The organism is Streptomyces sp. NK08204 (genome assembly GCF_020400585.1).
In the GTDB taxonomy this organism is placed as follows: Bacteria; Actinomycetota; Actinomycetes; order Streptomycetales; family Streptomycetaceae; genus Streptomyces.
Genome location: NZ_JAINVF010000007.1, coordinates 286,838 through 303,001 on the forward strand (window position 1 = coordinate 286,838; position 16,164 = coordinate 303,001).

The 16,164-nt window shown below is 67.8% G+C and carries 16 protein-coding genes and 1 tRNA gene; 13 read left to right on the forward strand and 4 right to left on the reverse strand.

The genetic code is table 11. The features are described 5' to 3' along the window. Positions 1 to 411: 411 nt before the first annotated feature. The 7 genes from K7G59_RS14680 (at position 412) to K7G59_RS14710 (ending at position 6,222) form a co-directional block, all read left to right on the forward strand. Positions 412 to 1,218: a ParB/RepB/Spo0J family partition protein gene (locus tag K7G59_RS14680; protein ID WP_225834200.1), complete on the forward strand. Its 807-nt coding sequence runs from the start codon at positions 412 to 414 to the stop codon at positions 1,216 to 1,218. Between the two features lie 232 nt (positions 1,219 to 1,450). Continuing rightward, a complete protein-coding gene (locus K7G59_RS14685) occupies positions 1,451 to 1,822 on the forward strand; it encodes a hypothetical protein (RefSeq protein WP_225834202.1) in 372 nt (123 codons plus the stop codon). A 630-nt stretch (positions 1,823 to 2,452) separates the two neighbouring features. Further along, entirely contained in the window at positions 2,453 to 2,644 is a 192-nt protein-coding gene (locus K7G59_RS14690; protein ID WP_225834204.1) for a hypothetical protein, read from the forward strand. Positions 2,645 to 2,742: 98 nt separating this feature from the next. Then, a complete protein-coding gene (locus K7G59_RS14695) occupies positions 2,743 to 3,222 on the forward strand; it encodes a hypothetical protein (protein ID WP_225834206.1) in 480 nt (159 codons plus the stop codon). A gap of 342 nt (positions 3,223 to 3,564) precedes the next feature. Further along, entirely contained in the window at positions 3,565 to 4,215 is a 651-nt protein-coding gene (locus tag K7G59_RS14700; protein ID WP_225834208.1) for a hypothetical protein, read from the forward strand. Between the two features lie 199 nt (positions 4,216 to 4,414). After that, positions 4,415 to 4,969, forward strand: a complete 555-nt coding sequence (locus K7G59_RS14705; protein WP_225834210.1) for a hypothetical protein — start codon at positions 4,415 to 4,417, stop codon at positions 4,967 to 4,969. A 95-nt stretch (positions 4,970 to 5,064) separates the two neighbouring features. After that, a complete protein-coding gene (locus K7G59_RS14710) occupies positions 5,065 to 6,222 on the forward strand; it encodes a site-specific integrase (protein ID WP_225834212.1) in 1,158 nt (385 codons plus the stop codon). 81 nt (positions 6,223 to 6,303) lie between these two features. Here the strand turns inward: K7G59_RS14710 and K7G59_RS14715 are convergent. Beyond that, positions 6,304 to 6,376, reverse strand: a tRNA-Arg gene (locus tag K7G59_RS14715). A 158-nt stretch (positions 6,377 to 6,534) separates the two neighbouring features. Here K7G59_RS14715 and K7G59_RS14720 point away from each other — a divergent pair. Then, positions 6,535 to 7,317: a thioesterase II family protein gene (locus K7G59_RS14720; protein ID WP_225834214.1), complete on the forward strand. Its 783-nt coding sequence runs from the start codon at positions 6,535 to 6,537 to the stop codon at positions 7,315 to 7,317. Positions 7,318 to 7,356: 39 nt separating this feature from the next. Here K7G59_RS14720 and K7G59_RS14725 read toward each other — a convergent pair whose 3' ends face one another. Next, positions 7,357 to 8,685 carry a M6 family metalloprotease domain-containing protein gene (locus tag K7G59_RS14725; RefSeq protein ID WP_225834216.1) on the reverse strand — a complete coding sequence of 443 codons (1,329 nt, stop codon included), beginning with the start codon at positions 8,683 to 8,685 and terminating at the stop codon, positions 7,357 to 7,359. Between the two features lie 469 nt (positions 8,686 to 9,154). Here K7G59_RS14725 and K7G59_RS14730 point away from each other — a divergent pair, with 469 nt between their 5' ends. Together K7G59_RS14730 and K7G59_RS14735 are read left to right on the forward strand one after the other, a co-directional pair. After that, complete coding sequence (locus K7G59_RS14730; protein WP_225834219.1) at positions 9,155 to 9,799, forward strand: TetR/AcrR family transcriptional regulator; 645 nt, start codon at positions 9,155 to 9,157, stop codon at positions 9,797 to 9,799. A gap of 245 nt (positions 9,800 to 10,044) precedes the next feature. Beyond that, on the forward strand, positions 10,045 to 11,589 hold the full coding sequence (locus K7G59_RS14735; RefSeq protein WP_225834221.1) for an MFS transporter: 1,545 nt from the start codon (positions 10,045 to 10,047) through the stop codon (positions 11,587 to 11,589). Positions 11,590 to 11,599: 10 nt separating this feature from the next. On the opposite strand, the gene K7G59_RS14740 is transcribed toward K7G59_RS14735, so the two are convergent. Then, positions 11,600 to 12,112: a MarR family winged helix-turn-helix transcriptional regulator gene (locus K7G59_RS14740; RefSeq protein ID WP_225834223.1), complete on the reverse strand. Its 513-nt coding sequence runs from the start codon at positions 12,110 to 12,112 to the stop codon at positions 11,600 to 11,602. Positions 12,113 to 12,239: 127 nt separating this feature from the next. Here K7G59_RS14740 and K7G59_RS14745 point away from each other — a divergent pair, with 127 nt between their 5' ends. Further along, on the forward strand, positions 12,240 to 13,007 hold the full coding sequence (locus tag K7G59_RS14745) for a dioxygenase (protein ID WP_225834252.1): 768 nt from the start codon (positions 12,240 to 12,242) through the stop codon (positions 13,005 to 13,007). Here K7G59_RS14745 and K7G59_RS14750 read toward each other — a convergent pair. Continuing rightward, positions 12,904 to 13,581 carry a GNAT family N-acetyltransferase gene (locus tag K7G59_RS14750; protein ID WP_225834225.1) on the reverse strand — a complete coding sequence of 226 codons (678 nt, stop codon included), beginning with the start codon at positions 13,579 to 13,581 and terminating at the stop codon, positions 12,904 to 12,906. The genes K7G59_RS14745 and K7G59_RS14750 overlap by 104 nt on opposite strands. A 201-nt stretch (positions 13,582 to 13,782) precedes the next feature. Here K7G59_RS14750 and K7G59_RS14755 point away from each other — a divergent pair, with 201 nt between their 5' ends. Then, entirely contained in the window at positions 13,783 to 14,781 is a 999-nt protein-coding gene (locus tag K7G59_RS14755; protein ID WP_225834227.1) for an RNA polymerase sigma factor RpoD/SigA, read from the forward strand. 479 nt (positions 14,782 to 15,260) lie between these two features. Then, a complete protein-coding gene (locus K7G59_RS14760; RefSeq protein ID WP_225834253.1) occupies positions 15,261 to 15,947 on the forward strand; it encodes a TetR/AcrR family transcriptional regulator in 687 nt (228 codons plus the stop codon). Positions 15,948 to 16,164: the final 217 nt, after the last annotated feature.

The following is a 16,164-nucleotide window of genomic DNA, read 5'->3' on the forward strand; positions in this document are numbered from 1 at the left end:
GCGCGGTGACTTCTTCGTCCCGAACGCGATCAGTCCATCGGCAGCCTCCCTGTGGGCTCGTCGGCCTGCGTATCCTCTGGCTGGCACCGTCCGTTGCTGTCCAGCAGTGTCCGGGGCTGGCTGCGTCGTTTGGCCCCCACTTTGGCCCCCCGAATTGGCTTGCATGGTGCGGGGAGTGTGGCCAGCACCGCGCACTGATGTACCACGGGTCTGCTGGGGGGCTCGACGATGCGGTGCAGCCCGATGGCTTCCGACCCGTCGGGCAACTACTCAGCTCTGACCATGACTTGATAACGATCACGGAGACGTGCTTACCTAGAGAAGCGCTGTCTCCCAGAATCCGGCATGGCCGAAGCATCCACCCTACGCAGCGCCTGTAGCGGATCTATGCGCTGAAAGGCCGGCATGCCTATGGGTGGATATGCATTCCACATCCCCGACCACAGAGTGGACTACGGGGTTGAGGTCAAGATCTCTGAGTTCAATATTGATCCTCAGGCACAGCGGACACTTAACGAGCGGCGGGCACAGAAGATCGCCGACAAGTTGGTCCCTGGGGCCATCGGGACCGTGATCGCTTCGGAACGCTCCAACGGCGACCTCTACATCGTCGACGGACAGCACCGGTGGCGTGCCTGCGTGCTGGCTGGCATTCCTACTATCAGGGCCGAGGTCCACCACGGACTTACGCAGGAGCAGGAAGCCATCCTGTTCTTGATCAAGAACAAGGAGTCCCACAAGCCTCGCCCCATCGATGAGTATCACGTCGGGCTCACCGGTGGCGTCCCCCTGTACATCGACACGGACAGGGTCCTTCAGAAGCACGGGCTGACCCTCGGCTCGTCCTCCACGAACACCGTTGGCGCTGTGGCTGGCGTGCTGCAGATTGTGGATCGTTACGGTGCGATGGTGCTCGACCGCACCCTCACGGTCGCGGAGGACGCGTGGGCGCGTGGTGCGGACTCTTGGGACGGCATGCTCCTCGGGGGCATCGGCATGTTCCTCGGTCGCTGGGGCGACCTCGTCGACGACAAGGAACTGGCCAGGAAGATCCTGAGCATGGGGAGTGCAGCCAAGTGGCGTTCCGAGATCCTCGGCCAGTCCTCACGGGGTGGGTTCCACAACGGGGGCACGGGATCCCGGGTGACCACCGCGTACCGCATGGTCGCTATCGCCTGGAACAAGGGCCGCAGGGCTGAGAATCGCATCGAGGCGTAACCAGACAATGAGCCGGCGCCCCCATCAACAGGGGCGATAGTCCACCGGCCCGACCTGAGCGTGCTGCTCCGCCGCCCATTTGCCCGCTTGAGCGGTAAGTGGGTGGCGGCGCAGCGCCCTGCGCGAGCGGGAGTCCTCTCTGGTGCGCCTCTCCGCGGCGAAAGTCCGTCCGTCTCGTGCAGGCCTCGAACTGTGCTTCACGCGTGGTCAAGGCAGTTCGACATAGCCCCGGTTGGCCGACCTTCACGATAAGGGTCAGCAGATCGTGTTCTTCCAATTCCTCGATGGGGCTTCCCCGGAGGCCATCATTCCCATCGGTGCAGTCTGCGTGGTGCTCGCCTTGGCCAGGATCGTCAAGAACCTGCCCAAGGACTCGATCACCAAGTTCTTCGAACACCGTACGTCCAAGTACCGGATCATTGCCGATGACGCCAGGGGGCGGGTGGCGACTGTGCAGAAGCAGCGACTGGTGTTCCTGGGATTCGTCGTAGCATGCGCCGCCGTGGTCGGCATCGTGCTCATCAGTTCGACGACTAACGAAGCTCAGGCTCCAGTGCCTCGCTCCGTACCGAGCTCTACGGCCAGCTCGACACCGAACCCGTAGCCAGCGGCACACGGCTCCGCTGGCGATGGGAGGCCCTTCCTGATGGTCTTCCATCGCTCGTGGACATTTAGTGGCGTCGCTGGTCGATGTCGTCGTAGAGGCGCCTCGCAACCTAGGGCGCCTCGCCGCACTGCAGAAGGCTCATCATGGGTGGTGCAGGACGGTCCGGCTTTACTCCAAGACCGCTTGCTCCCGAAGCAACTAGATGGGGGCGCTGCCTTGAGGTGATCTGGCTCTCACCTGCGCTGCTGGTCCGTAGACGTTCGCGCTCGTCCGCCGCTGTTCATCGGCGTTGTCACGCAGTTAGACACTCATCCCTGCTGCACCTCTGCGCGTGAATCGTCAGTTCGGGGACGCTGAACGCTGTCCCATCCTGCGCCGGCCGCATCTGCAGCACTGGCCTGCCGTGGAGGGGGAGGGCTGGCCCCGTTCGAGCCGGGCAGGTGGGCTGACATCTGCCGAGGGCCCCCAAGTGGGCCAGCGCCGACTGCGCTCCCGGGGTCGAAATCTCAGCGCTAGTCAGAGCCGAACGGTTCCGGGCTCGGCCTGAGGAGCCTCTTGCGCTGTGGAACCAGGCCCTGTGAGACGCCCCATTCCGCCTGACGGCCGCCGCCGCGATGATGTCTGCTCATGAAGGAACTTGTTCTCGCTTTGGTGGCTGCGGTGTTCGGACTAGCTGGCACAGTCGTTGGTGCCCGTGCCGCGAAGAAGGGAGCGTTGATCAGTGCAGAAGTCACCTTGCAGCAGTCCGCGATCAAGCCGACGTCGATCAAGCCCACTGGCTGCGGCAACAGCGGCTTCAGGCGTACGAAGGTTTCCTAGCAGCCTGGGACGAGTGCCTTCGCATCATTGGCTCCGTGGGTCTTCCGGGGAACTCCGACTCGCCGGGAATCAACCCGCTGAAGGAAGCTGCTGGCCGCATGGCAGAGCGCGCGAGGCGGATCGACATCCTAGGACCAGCCGAGGTGGCTCGGGCAGCGGAAGAGCTCGCCGTCAGTATTCGGCGCGACGTGGACCTAGCGACCAAACTCATGCAACTCGCAGAGTCGCAGCGGCCGGCAGCCGAACGCATTACTAGCGGGACATTACCAGCGATGGCATCCGCTGTTGAGGCCATGGAGGAGGCTACAAGGCAGATGCAAGAGCTTACGGCGGAGGCAATCGAGGACGTTCGAGTGCCTCCTGGAGCGGACGTGATGTTCGAGGCCTTCGAACGGGCCGAGGAACTCGCTAACGCTGCAATCGCTCAGGCGCACGAGGACAATGACGAATTTGCTGTCTTCCTTGACCAAGCGACTGCGATCGTCGCTGAGCTCAAGAACAACCAGGAAGCCCGCGAAGGTATTCGCGAGCGGTTCACGACCGCAGCGCGGCACACGCTTGATTCCGCAAGTTCATGAGCATGGCGCCGGATGCCGACTCATGACGCAATGACGACCAAGAGCTTAGAAGATGGGGGCAAGCCTTGGCCAGCTGCGTCGCTGGCACTTTATTCAGTACCGCGCCGGGCTGCCGAGTGCCGCTGCCGTCCGTCGCCGTCAGCGCTGCCGTCACTGCCGTCGGCCCCAGCTTCTGCGAACACCCTGGTTGCCGTAGTGCCTGGGTGTTGAGCTGCTTGCCGAGAAGGGGTGACAATACCAGATCACCAATGTACCTGGTGTCGATGCTGGGGGATGGGTTCGATCCTCTCATGGTGAATGCTGAGACATGAAAGCAAAAAAGTCACCGCAAGAGGAGTTAACGTGTCGGAGCCCTCTCGTAACCTGTTGCACCGACTGGCCCACCCGACGACGCAAGAGCGAAAATTCGACAGCGTATTGATGTCTCCAACGGTGCAATATTTGTTTGAGTTGCTAAAGTGGCTTACCCCCTCGCAATGGATTATTCACAAATCGAGGGGAAAGTCTTGGCCCATTGAGGTCTATGTGATCGCCGTGACCGCAGCTCTCGTGGCGGCACTACTGCTTGCAAATGATCACGATCGGAGGGGTGCTGCTGAATGGGCCCAGGCTGGGGCGGTGGTAATTGCGTGGTGGAGGTGGGCGGAAATCCTCGCGGTGGGACTGGAGTTGGCCATTGGGCGGGTAAGGATGCAGGCTAGTTCCGCAATTGTGGCTTGGGGTATCTTCCTCTTTCAGGCGACGCTGATTTTCGCTATCATCGCTGAAGTTCAAGCGAGGAACGGTTTCAAATTTCCCGATGGTCACCCTGGCGGAGCACTTGATTATTTTTACGTCAGCTGGACTAACCTGGCGACGTTGGGTAACAGTGTCGCCCCGATTACAGGGAGGGCTGAACTTATTGTGGTCCTTACTGGACTCACCGGCTTGGTGCTGATCGGAATTATTCTCACCTATGCGATGAAGGGTGGGGATGCTTCGCAATCCGAATGAGTCTCACTGGTCGCCGCTGGGCGGCCTCGGACGGCCTCAGTGGTGTCGGATCACAGTCCTGGACCTCAGAGTCCCGCGTTACCCGCTACCCCGCTGAGCTCCTTCGGGAGACGGGCCGGCGGGTCTCGCGACCGAGCCGCTTTAGGGCGAAGGGTGGAATCACCTGCGCGCCAGCCGTCGAGGCGGGCACGATGAAGCCATGGATGCTGGGTTGGCTGGCCTTGTCGGTGCGGTGATCGGAAGTGTGGGAACAGGGGTTACTACCGGCTTCACCGCATGGCTGGCAAGTAAACAAGGGAATGCGCAGCTTCGCACTCAGGTCAATCAATTGCGCATGCAGTTGGCTGCGCAATACGTTCAGGAGCAACGGGATCCAAGAGCGCAATCCTATATCAGATTCGTGAGCGAAGTGCGAAGTCAGGTCACAGCCATGCGGCATTTCACCGTCGACGCCATAATGGATGGCATCGACTTCCGGGACGAAGATACCATCAAGGAAATAGCTAATCGCTACCGGAACAAGTTTCACGACCTGCAGCCTCTCTACGCGGCTGTGGCGGTGCATGGACCTGCCATAGCGTCCCATGTTGCAGATGAAGTCATGTCGCGAGTTAACCAATCAATGCCGAGTTTCTGCGTTATCTGGCTGAACTGCACGAAGGTAACACAGAGGCTGATCGCACCCTTATCACTCAGTGCAATCAAGCCGATCAAAGCCTGTTCAAGTTTCTGCATACTGTACGAGCAGCTCTGAACGATAACGGCATGATGGGAAGCCTTGACGCGGCGTACTATCGGGCTGTATCGGAGAACGCAAATAGTCGTGGGTCACAGCGTTCTGATGCCGAGATGAACGCTCCTGAAGAGCGCGGCCGGGAGTTCGGTTCGGTCAGGCAGCTTCCGTCCGGCCGTTGGCAGGTCCGGTACCGGGACCCGGAGACGGGGCAACTGCGTCCGGCTGAGAAGACGTACGCGACCAAGACCGATGCCCAAGTCGCGCTGACGCACATCGAGTCGGACGTCGCGCGCGGGCAGTGGTCGGACCCGGACGCCGGGGCGGTGAACTTCTCCGAGTACGCCACCGCGTGGCTGCGGGACCGGAAGCTGGCCGACCGCACCCGTGAGCGGAACGAGTCGGTGATGCGGCTGCACATCCTGCCCACGTTCGGGGCCGGAACGGTGGCCGACCTGACGACTGCCCGTGTGCGTAGCTGGCGCGGCAAGCTCCTGGCGGCCGGCGTCGGCGAGCCGTCGGTGGTCAAGGCGTACCAGTTGCTGCGTGCCCTGATGAACACCGCCGTGGACGACGAGCTGATCCGGCGCAACCCGTGCCGCATCAAGGGCGCGGACCGCTACGACGTGCCCGAGCGGCCAGTTCTCACGGTCGCGGAGGTCTTCGCGATCGCCGATGCCATCGCGCCGCGCTACCGGCTGCTCGTCCTCCTGGCGGCCTTCACCACCCTGCGGTTCGGGGAGCTGGCGGCCCTGCGGCGCCGGGACATCGACCTGGAGGGACTGACCGTCACCGTTCGCCGCGCGCAAGCCGAGCTGCAGGACGGCCGGCTCTTCGACAAGGCGCCGAAGTCCGCGGCCGGGGTGCGCTCCGTTTCCTTCCCCGCCGAATTGCTCGACGCAGTCACGGAGCACCTGGAGCACTTCGCCGCTTCCGGCCGCGACGGGCACGTCTTCGTCGGACCGCAGGGCGGACAACTGCGGCGTAGCAACTTCCGGGACGACTGGGTCAAGGCCCGTAAGGCTGCTGGCGTCACCGCCGAGCTGCACTTCCACGACCTGCGGCACACGGGCAATACGCTCGCCTCGACGGCCGGCGCCAGCACACGCGAGTTGATGACCCGCATGGGCCACAGCAGCTCGCGCGCCGCGCTGATCTATCAGCACATGACCAGTGACCGTGACCGGGCCATCGCCGACCGGCTCGGTGCCATGATCCGGGGCGGTGGGGGAGTGGTCTCCGGCACATCCGAGAAGGACCCCGCGGACCCGTAGTGGCACGCCTGTGGCACGACCCCTGAATCGTCAAAGGGCCAGCCTGGGAGGAAATCCCTCCTGAGCTGGCCCTTCTCTCTGTGCCCCCGGCAGGATTCGAACCTGCGACACCCGCTTTAGGAGAGCGGTGCTCTATCCCCTGAGCTACGAAGGCGTGCCCGGCCGTGCAGGCCTGGCTGGGGACAGCGTAGCGGATGGCTCAGGGCGGTGTGTGGTCCGCCGAGCGGCGGTGCCCTGCGGGCGGAGCGTTGCGGGGTGTCTGCTAGATGTGATCGCAGGTGCGGTTTCCGGCACGGGGGAGGGCTGAAGGGTATGGAGCTGGCAGGCGGTGACGCTCGTCGGTGGTTCCGGCGTTTGCGGCGAGATGGCGGCGACGGTGACGGTGGTCGCGGTGATGCCGTGCGGCTGTTGTGCTTTCATCATGCCGGTGGGAGCGCCGCCGCCTTTCGGCAGTGGCCGCAGCTGTTGCCCTCGTACGTCGAGCCCGTGGCCGTACAACTGCCCGGGCGGATGGAGCGGTTCGCCGAGCCGGCCTACGTCGACATGGGGTCGCTCGTGGATGACCTGGTGGACGCCGTTCAGCCGTTTCTGCAGGAGCCGTACGCCTTCTACGGCGCCAGCATGGGCGGCAGGGTGAGCTGGGCGCTCGCGCATGCGCTGCGGGAGCGGGGGATGCCGTTGCCGCGCATGCTGTTCATCTCCCACAGTCCGGCCCCCGGGGTGATGCGCGAGATCCGCGGTTGGGACGGGCCGGACGAGGGGCTTGTGCGGTACATGCGCGAGCTCGGCGGGACGCCCCCCGAGGTGTTCACCCATCCCGCCGTCCTCAAGGGCATCCTGCGCACGCTGCGCGCCGACCTCACCGTGCTCAGCAACCATGCCGTGCGGCCGGCCGTGCCGCTCGACCTTCCCATCCGGGCGTTCGCGGGCGCCGACGACCCCATGGCCGCGCCGGAGCTGATGAGCCCGTGGGCCGAGGAGACCACCGCGGAATTCCGTCTGGACGTCGTCGGTGGCGGCCACTTCCCGGACTCCTCGGTGCTGCGCCTGATGACCGGGGAGATCGCCGGGGAGATCGGTGCATTGCTCCGCTGAGGGGGATGGCTCACCCGGTTCCGGGTGCCGCCCCGTCGTTCAATGCCGGCGGCGGGTCACCCGTACCCGGTACTTGCCGTCGGCGTTCGCGGTCAGCACCTCGACCGTGATGCCGTGGTGCGGGTCCTTGAAGGACTCGCCGGGGGAGAACGTGGCGTCGGAGAGTTCCGCGTGGACGTTGGGGCTGCGGGTGCAGCCGCCGCTGTCGCGGTGGGCGTCGTAGACGGTGACCGGGCCCTGGCCGGTGTCCACAGAGGCGTCGATCTTGTAGATGAGGATGCCCGGCTTGCACACCGTCTCGTCGTTGCCGCCCGGTGCGCGCAGTTCCAGCGCGTACCCGCTGTGGTTGCTGATCGGCGCGAACACCAGCTTTGGGCCGCCCGTCCGCGACAGCGGCGTCAGCGTGTACTCGGTGCTGCCCGGCCGCACCGCGCAGCTGACCTGGCTCGCGTCCAGCCAGCCCAGCTTCCACTTGTGCCAGCCGAGCAGATCGTTGTTGGCGCCCCAGTCCTCGCTCATGATGTCCCAGTGCCCGACCGCGCCGCCGCCCTCCTGGGTGTAGAGGTCGGGCAGACCGAAGGTGTGGCCGTTCTCGTGCGGCAGCACCCGGTAGCCGGTGCGCGCGAAGGCGCCGGAGCCGTCGTCCTGGCGGGAGTAGACGAAGGACGCGTTGGCGACGTGGACGCCGTCGGCGACCGGGGCCTCGGTGTTGCCGGCGAAGGTCACGGACAGCACGGTGTCCAGTGCGGAGGGGCCCGCGTTCGGGGTGATCAGCACGTTCAGCAGGTCGTACGAGCGGAAGTCGACGGCCGGGTCGGCGGCGGCCACGATGTCCTGCACCAGCTGCCGGTAGCCGGGGTCGAAGGGCGCGCCGCGGTCTATGCCGTACGCCCGGAACGGCTTCGGCATGCGCAGCCAGTCGGTGATGGGCGTCTCGGGTCGGTAGTCGAGGCGGCCGTAGGAGGCGGTGCGGAACCACTCCTGGGTCTGCGGGAAGAACTCGTGGAAGCGGCCCATCGCGCTGCCCTCGCCGGGCGCGTCGGAGAAGTCGATCATCAGGGTGAGGGCGTGGACCGTGCCCGTGGAGCGGGAGTAGCCGGTGGGGGTCGGTACTCCCTCCGTCATCTCCACGTCCAGGCTGCCGCGGACCAGGCAGGGTGCGAGGGCGGAGTTGCGGGACAGGCCGACGGGCCCGGGGGTGGTGGGCGCCGTGAGATGTCCGGTGCCGGCCGAGGTGCTGACCGCGAGGGTCAGTGCGGTCACCGCGGTCAGGGCGGCCATGCGGCGCGGGGCTATGGGGCGGGGGGCTGCGCGGCGCGGGCGTATGGAGCGCGGGCGTATGCGGCGGCGGGGCGTCTGCGGCTGCATGCATGGACCCTTCGCTCCGCGGCAGCCGCCGGTCTCGGCTGCACCCTTGCGCTCACCCTCTGGCGGCGGGGCGAGGGGCGCGCGTTGGAAGAGACCGATCGTGGGATTCCGGGGCGGCGCGGGGGTGAAACAGGCGCAGTGAGGTGTGAGTGGTGCAACGGGACATGACGTGTCATGACATGAGATGGCGGTGGTGGCGGGGCGTGGCGGGGCGAGGCCGGGGGTAGCCGGTGGCGGTGATGTGACGGGGCATCGATTCCGTTGGGGGTGATCCCGGGGCCTGGGCCGATGAGGGCCCCGGAGTGTGGTCCAGATCACGTGCGAACTTTCCTGGGGTGGGAAATAAGCGGGGAGCTCTTCCCCGTTTAGCCATGTGTCCGAGCGAAACGGGGACTCCCTCCCCGGATCACCGGCACCGGCCTGGAACGGCCTGCGACCTATGACTTGCCTACGACCCGAGGAGAACGCCGTGGAGACCGCAACTCCCGCGCCGCGCAAGGCGCCCCGGCCCCGCGCCGACGCCCTGCGCAACCGGGAGCGGATCGTCACCGCCGCCCGCGAGATGTTCGTCGAGCACGGCCCCGACGTGCCGCTCGACGAGATCGCCCGCCGGGCCGGTGTCGGCAACGCCACGGTGTACCGGAACTTCCCGGACCGCGATGCGCTCGTCCGGGAGGTCGTCTGCTCGGTCCTGGACCGCACGGCCGAGGCCGCCGAGCAGTCCCTGGCCCAGACCGGTGACGCGTTCGCCGCGCTGGAACGCTTCGCGCACGCCGCTGCCGACGAACGGATCAGCGCGCTGTGTCCGATGGTCGCCTCCACCTTCGACCAGAACCACCCCGACCTGGAAGCCAGCCGGGACCGGATCGAGCAGCTGGTGGAGGAGATCATGGGCCGCGCCCAGGCGGCCGGACAGCTCCGGGCCGACGTGGGCGTCGGTGACCTGCTGGTCGCCGTGGCGCAGCTCAGCCGGCCCCCGGCCGGCACGGACTGCCCGAGCGGTGACCGCTTCGTCCACCGCCACCTCCAGCTGTTCCTGGACGGGTTGCGGGCCCCTGCCCGCTCGGCCCTGCCGGGTGCGGTCGTGAACCTCAAGGAGCTGCGCCGGTCCTGAACGGCAACCCCGCCGACGCCAACGACACCAAGACGCAACCGACGCCATCGCTTGCACCGACGCAACCGACGCCATCGCTTCCACTGACACCATCGACGCCACCGTTTCCACCGGCGCCAACGACCAGCTCTGCCTCGCCGGCCCTCACCTCGTCCGTCTCAGCCCGTTCTCTCATGCCGTAGCAGCTCGTTCCAGCTCGTCTTCTCGTCACTTTCCGTCAACGAAGTACCGAAGTGGGTACCCCCATGTCCGAAACAGCCGTCAAGGCTCGCGGCGTCGCACCGTCCAGTGAGGCCGGTGACGCCAACCGGTGGAAGGCGCTCGTCTTCATCGCGCTCGCCCAGCTGATGGTCGTCCTCGACGCCACCATCGTGAACATCGCCCTGCCCTCCGCCCAGCGAGACCTCGGCATATCCGACGGCAACCGGCAGTGGGTCGTCACGGCCTACGCCCTCGCCTTCGGCGGTCTGCTGCTCTTCGGCGGCCGCCTCGCGGACCTGTGGGGCCGCAAGCGCGTGTTCGTCACCGGTCTGGTCGGCTTCGCCGCGGCCTCCGCGCTGGGCGGTGCGGCCACGACCGGCGCCATGATGTTCGGCGCCCGCGCCCTCCAGGGCGTCTTCGGCGCCCTTCTCGCGCCCGCCGCGCTCTCCCTGCTCGCCGTGATGTTCACGGACGCCAAGGAGCGCGCCAAGGCGTTCGGCATCTACGGTGCCATCGCCGGTGGCGGTGGCGCCGTCGGCTTCATCCTCGGCGGCGTGCTGACGGAGTACCTGGACTGGCGCTGGACGTTCTTCGTCAACATCCCGTTCGCCATCGTGGCCGCGTCCGGCGCCTACTTCGTCATCCGTGAGCCGGAGGGCGGTCGCAACCGCTCCCCGCTCGACATCCCGGGCGTCGTCCTGTCCACTGTCGGTCTGGTCTCGCTCGTCTACGCCTTCACCCGCGCGTCCGACGGCTGGAGCGACCCGCTGACCGTGGGCCTGTTCATCGCGTCGGCGGTCTTCCTGCTGGCCTTCGTGGTCACCGAGACCAAGGTCAAGGCCCCGCTGCTGCCCCTGCGTGTGGTCACCGACCGCAACCGCGGTGGCGTCTACCTCTCCCTCGGCATCGCGGTCATCGCGATGTTCGGCACCTTCCTCTTCCTGACCTACTACCTCCAGGTCATCAAGGGCTACTCGCCGATCAAGACCGGCTTCGCCTTCCTGCCCATGATCGCGGGCATGATGACCGGCTCGACCCAGATCGGCGCGCGGCTGATGAACCGGGTCCCGGCGCGGGCGCTCATGGGCCCCGGCTTCCTGGTCGCCGCCGGCGGCATGTTCCTGCTGACCCAGCTGGAGATCGGCTCGTCGTACGCCTCGACCGTCCTGCCGGCGATGATGCTGCTGGGCCTGGGCATGGGTACGGCGTTCATGCCGGCCATGTCCCTGGCCACCCTGGGCGTGGAGCCCCGGGATGCCGGTGTCGCCTCGGCGATGGTCAACACCTCCCAGCAGGTGGGCGGCGCGATCGGCACGGCCCTGCTGAACACGATCGCCGCCTCCGCGACGACGTCGTACGTCAAGGACCACATCGCCACCGCCACGACCAAGCCGCAGCAGCAGCTGGTCCAGATGCAGGGCATGGTGCACGGCTACACCAACGCGATCTGGTTCGCCGTCGGCATGCTGGTGCTGGCCTCCGCCATCGCCGTGACCTTCGTCAACGCCGGCAAGCCGGACACCACCGGCGTGGCCTCCGGCGAGGGCGCCGACGCGGTCGAGGACGCGGTGCCGGTCTTCGCCCACTGACGTCGGGCTGTCAGCGGAGCCAGGGCAGGTCCGCACCCGCTTCGTCCGGCTGAAGGCCCTCGGCGACGATCTCCATGATCTCGCCGAGGGCCTTCTGCTGTTCCGGGCTCAGCCGTTCGAACAACGCCTGCCGTACGGCGGTCACATGGCCCGGCGCGGTGCGGCGCAGCACCTCGTAGCCCTCGTCGGTGAGTATCGCGAACTGTCCGCGCTTGTCGGACGGGCAGTTCTCGCGGCGGACCCAGCCGTTCTTCTCCAGGCGCGCGACGGCGTGCGACAGCCGGGAACGGGTGATCTTCGACTGCATCGCCAGCTCGGTCATCCGCAGTCGGCGGCCCGGTGCCTCGGCGAGGCCGACGAGCAGGCCGTAGTAGATGTGGGGCATGCCCGCGTCCCGCTGCAACTGCCGGTCGAGGTGGTCCTCCAGCAGGGTGGTGGCGTGCAGGTAGGCGCGCCAGACGCGCTGTTCCTCGTCGTCGAGCCAGCGGTGCCGCGCGGCGGCGGGGTCCGGTGCCGTGTTCATACGGTCCACTGTACGAGGCATCTCCTTGAAAGTTGAACAAGTAAGACGTACGCTGACGGTGAAGCTTGAGAGTTAAAGCACCCCGTGAGGGGTCGACCGAGTACCAGCCGGAGCCGCCGCCATGCGTATGCCCGCCCTCTACCTGAGCCACGGTGCCCCGCCGCTCGCCGACGACCCCGTCTGGCCCGGCCAGCTCGCCGCCTGGTCCGCCGGCCTGCCCCGTCCCAAGGCGGTCCTCATGGTCTCCGCCCACTGGGAGGAGGCCCCGCTCGCCCTCGGGGCGACGCGGCCCCTTCCGCTCGTGTACGACTTCTGGGGCTTCCCGGAGCGCTACTACCAGGTGCGGTACGCCGCCCCCGGTGCCCCCGGCCTGGCCGACTCCGTCCGCGCGTTGCTGCGCGCCCCGGGCACCCCCGTCCAGGACATCGCCGACCGCGGCCTCGACCACGGCGCCTACGTCCCGCTCGTCGAGATGTACCCGGACGCCGACGTCCCCGTCCTCCAGATCTCCCTGCCCACGCTGGACCCCCAGCGCCTGATGGACATCGGCCGCAAGCTCGCCCCGCTGCGCGACGAGGGCGTGCTGATCGTCGGCTCCGGCTTCTTCACCCACAACCTGGCCGCGCTGCGGCACGCGGGCGGGGGAGTGCCGGGCTGGTCGGCGGAGTTCGACGACTGGGGCCACCGCGCGCTGGAGGCCGGTGATGTCGACGCGCTGCTCGACTTCACCCGCAAGTCCCCGGCGGGCCGTCTCGCACACCCGCGCACCGAGCACTTCGCCCCGCTGTTCGTCACCATGGGCGCGGCGGAGGCCGGCGGCGGGCTCGGCGAGCAGAAGTCGGTGATCGACGGGTTCTGGATGGGGCTGGCGAAGCGGTCGGTGCAGTTCGGCTGACGGCCGGCCGGTGCAGTTCGGCCGGCAGCCTTCGGCCCCCGGCAGCCTTCGGCCCCCGACATCCTTCGGCCCCCGGCAGCCTTCGGCCCCCGACATCCTTCGGTCCTCGGGGGCTGGGGCTTCCTCCCGGGCTGGGGATTCGTACAGGGCTGGGGCTTCCTCGGGGGCCGGCGATTCCTGGGGCTCCAGCTCCTTCTCGTGCCAGGCCATGTCCCGGTATACCGCCCGAACAGAGGGCGTCGTAGAGCGGTGTGCCGATTCCGCGCCGCCCGGCGTCCGGGGCGACGTGGACGGACGTCTCCACGGACGTCGCGTACGCGGGTTTCGGCCGGTGCGGGCTGGATGGGGCGTACCCCGGAATTCGCCGGGATCGCCCCTCCGTGGCAACCATCAGGCGGTGCGGGCCGTCTTCCGGGTGGGAGAGCAGCCAAGGGCGGCGCTCTTCCGGAGAGAAGATCGCGGTATCGAACGTGACGGACGTCTCGCGTACGTAGTGATTGCAGAGATCGGTGAGGGCCTCCAGGTCTCTTTCGACTCCCGGCCTGACCTGCACCTCTGTATGTCCGGACGACATCCCGCCTGCCCGTGGGGCGGACAGGGTACTGCATGATCAGAAAAATTGGGGGGCGGGTTGGGAATTGTGTCCGGATTCCAGTCGTTGTTTCCCTCGGACGCAGCATTCGGAGGAGAGTCCCGGACAGAGTCCCACCGGGCTGCCGAGAGTGCCGAGCGTTCGCCAGGACCACCCGCCAGCCACCATCGCAAGGGAGCACGCATGGCAACCCGTGCCGTCGCCCGTCGTCAGTCCGCCTCCGGCGAGACGGCCGACTCGGCAAGCAGTGTTCGCGCCCACGGCGGCCAGATCGCCGACCGGGACCTGGTCGGTATGTACCTCGACGAGATCGCGCGTACGCCGCTGCTCGACGCCGCCAAGGAAGTCGAGCTGTCCCAGACCATAGAAGCGGGTGTGTTCGCGAGGCAGGTCCTCGACGGCTACGAGGAGAGCGCGACGGACGCCACCCGTGAGGAACTCGAGGCGCTGGTCGCCGCGGGGGAGCGGGCCAAGGAAGTCTTCATCCGCTCCAACCTCCGCCTGGTCGTCGCCGTGGCCCGGCGCTACCCGCGCAGCGGCCTGCCCCTGCTGGACCTGATCCAGGAGGGCAACGCCGGCCTGGTGCGCGCGGTCGAGAAGTTCGACTACCGCAAGGGCTTCAAGTTCTCGACGTACGCCACCTGGTGGATCCGTCAGGCCATCACCCGCTCCATCGCCGACCAGTCCCGCACGATCCGGCTCCCCGTCCACCTGGTGGAGGAACTGGGCCGCATCCGGCGCGTGCAGCGCGAGTTCAACCGTGAGAACGGCCGCGACCCGGAGCCCGCCGAGATCGCCGCCGAGCTGGGCTCGACGCCCGAGCGCGTCATCGATGTGCTCGACTGGGCCCGCGACCCGGTCTCGCTGAACATGTCGGTGGACGACGAGGGCGAGACCCAGTTCGGTGACCTGCTGGAGGACACCTCGGCGGTGTCGCCGGAGCAGTCGGTGATGACGCTGCTGCGCAGCGAGGAGCTGGACGACCTGATCGGCCGCCTGGACCAGCGCACGGCCTCCATCATCAAGATGCGGTACGGCATCGAGGACGGCCGCGAACGCACCCTGACCGAGGTCGGGAAGGAGCACGGCCTGACCCGTGAGCGCATCCGCCAGATCGAGAAGCACGCGCTGCTCGAGCTGAAGAAGCTGGCCCGCGACACCGGCTTCGACGCGGCGGCGTGAGTCGCGCCGCGCTGTAGGTCACGCGCGCCGTGAGCGGCGTACGCCGTGGCGAAAGACGGCGCAAACATGGCGTTGTACCGCCGCTTCAACTCCGGGGCCCGAGGGAACAACCTTTCAGGGCCCAGGAGTTGGGCCCACGGACCGCACTCCCCAGGCTCGCACGCCCCCCACATCGGCTATGCCGTGTGAGCCATGCGTCCCGACGCGATCCCCCCCGGCGCCGGGACCTCCCAAGGCCGGGCTTCGGCGCTCTCCCCCCCAGGCGCCGGAGCCCGGTCTCTCTTCTGCCGGCCGAACACGCTGGAGGGCGGCCCACCCCGTACCTGAACCCCGGGGTGAACCGCTGGATGGCAGATTCTGCCACATGGGCATAGCCTGCCGGGGTGAGCACCCCCCATACCACCGGCAACTCCTCTCACCAGCTGTTTTCCGCCTCCGCCGGGGGCTCCCTGACAGAGCGGCGCAAGGCCGAGACCCGTATGGAGATCGCCCGCGCGGCGGCGGCCCTCTTCGTCCGCCAGGGCCTGCGGGCCACCCGTGCCGAGGACATCGCCCAGGCGGCGGGTATCGCCCCGCGCACCTTTTACCGCTACTTCGCCACCAAGGAGGAGGCGGTGGCCCCGCTCTACGCGGCGGGCGCCCAGCGCTGGACGGAAGCGGTCCGCGAGGCCCCGCCCGGCCTCACCGTTCCCGAAGCCCTGGAGCATGCCGTCCGCCACATCCTCGCCCCCGGCGCCGGAGTGTCCGCGGCGTCCTGGGAGTGGGTCAGGACCCTGATCCACCTGGCCGTGACGAGCCCCGCCCTGCGCAAGGTGTGGGCCGAGGTGTGCCAGGCGTCGGAAGCCGCACTGGCGGAGATCCTCGCGGCACGCACGGCAGCGACTGCCATGGGCGCCCCGGACGCCGTGAGCGTCGAGAACGACACGGTCGACACGAACGACACGAGTGCCCGGGACGTCGACGACGCCGAGGAAGGCGTCGCCCGACCGGTGACGGTCACCCCGAGGCACCGCTTCGCCGCCGCCGTGGCCGGAGCCGCGGTCCGGGTCGCCATGGAGTCCTGGGCGACCACGACCTCCCCGGCGGCGGGCCCGGACGGCCCGGGACCCCTGGCGCTGCGCAACCTGGAGGCGCTGCGGGGCTTCGACTGGGGCGGGGAGAACTGATCGCGGGGCGGGAGGCCGACGGCATCCCTAGCGCCCGGCCCGACCCCCCCGCCCCGCTTGCCCCCCCGACCCCGCCTGGCCCCCCCGCCCCCCCTGCCCCGCCCCCCCCGCTTTCCCCCCCCCCCCCCCCCCGCTGCGCGGTTTCCGGGCCCGGCGCCCGTCCTGCGGTCGTCTCCGTCGGCGTTCCAACCGCCGGTGCCCCCACCGCCGGGGTGTC

Excerpts from the sequence above, each read along its gene's own strand:
- K7G59_RS14720 (WP_225834214.1), top strand. The coding sequence starts at position 6,535 with ATGGAGCTGGCAGGCGGTGACGCTCGTCGGTGGTTCCGGCGTTTGCGG.
- K7G59_RS14740 (WP_225834223.1), bottom strand. The coding sequence starts at position 12,112 with ATGAACACGGCACCGGACCCCGCCGCCGCGCGGCACCGCTGGCTCGAC.
- K7G59_RS14710 (WP_225834212.1), top strand. The coding sequence starts at position 5,065 with ATGAACGCTCCTGAAGAGCGCGGCCGGGAGTTCGGTTCGGTCAGGCAG.
- K7G59_RS14735 (WP_225834221.1), top strand. The coding sequence starts at position 10,045 with ATGTCCGAAACAGCCGTCAAGGCTCGCGGCGTCGCACCGTCCAGTGAG.
- K7G59_RS14725 (WP_225834216.1), bottom strand. The coding sequence starts at position 8,685 with ATGCAGCCGCAGACGCCCCGCCGCCGCATACGCCCGCGCTCCATACGC.
- K7G59_RS14705 (WP_225834210.1), top strand. The coding sequence starts at position 4,415 with ATGGATGCTGGGTTGGCTGGCCTTGTCGGTGCGGTGATCGGAAGTGTG.
- K7G59_RS14680 (WP_225834200.1), top strand. The coding sequence starts at position 412 with ATGGGTGGATATGCATTCCACATCCCCGACCACAGAGTGGACTACGGG.
- K7G59_RS14690 (WP_225834204.1), top strand. The coding sequence starts at position 2,453 with ATGAAGGAACTTGTTCTCGCTTTGGTGGCTGCGGTGTTCGGACTAGCT.
- K7G59_RS14695 (WP_225834206.1), top strand. The coding sequence starts at position 2,743 with ATGGCAGAGCGCGCGAGGCGGATCGACATCCTAGGACCAGCCGAGGTG.
- K7G59_RS14755 (WP_225834227.1), top strand. The coding sequence starts at position 13,783 with ATGGCAACCCGTGCCGTCGCCCGTCGTCAGTCCGCCTCCGGCGAGACG.
- K7G59_RS14745 (WP_225834252.1), top strand. The coding sequence starts at position 12,240 with ATGCCCGCCCTCTACCTGAGCCACGGTGCCCCGCCGCTCGCCGACGAC.
- K7G59_RS14760 (WP_225834253.1), top strand. The coding sequence starts at position 15,261 with ATGGAGATCGCCCGCGCGGCGGCGGCCCTCTTCGTCCGCCAGGGCCTG.
- K7G59_RS14750 (WP_225834225.1), bottom strand. The coding sequence starts at position 13,581 with ATGTCGTCCGGACATACAGAGGTGCAGGTCAGGCCGGGAGTCGAAAGA.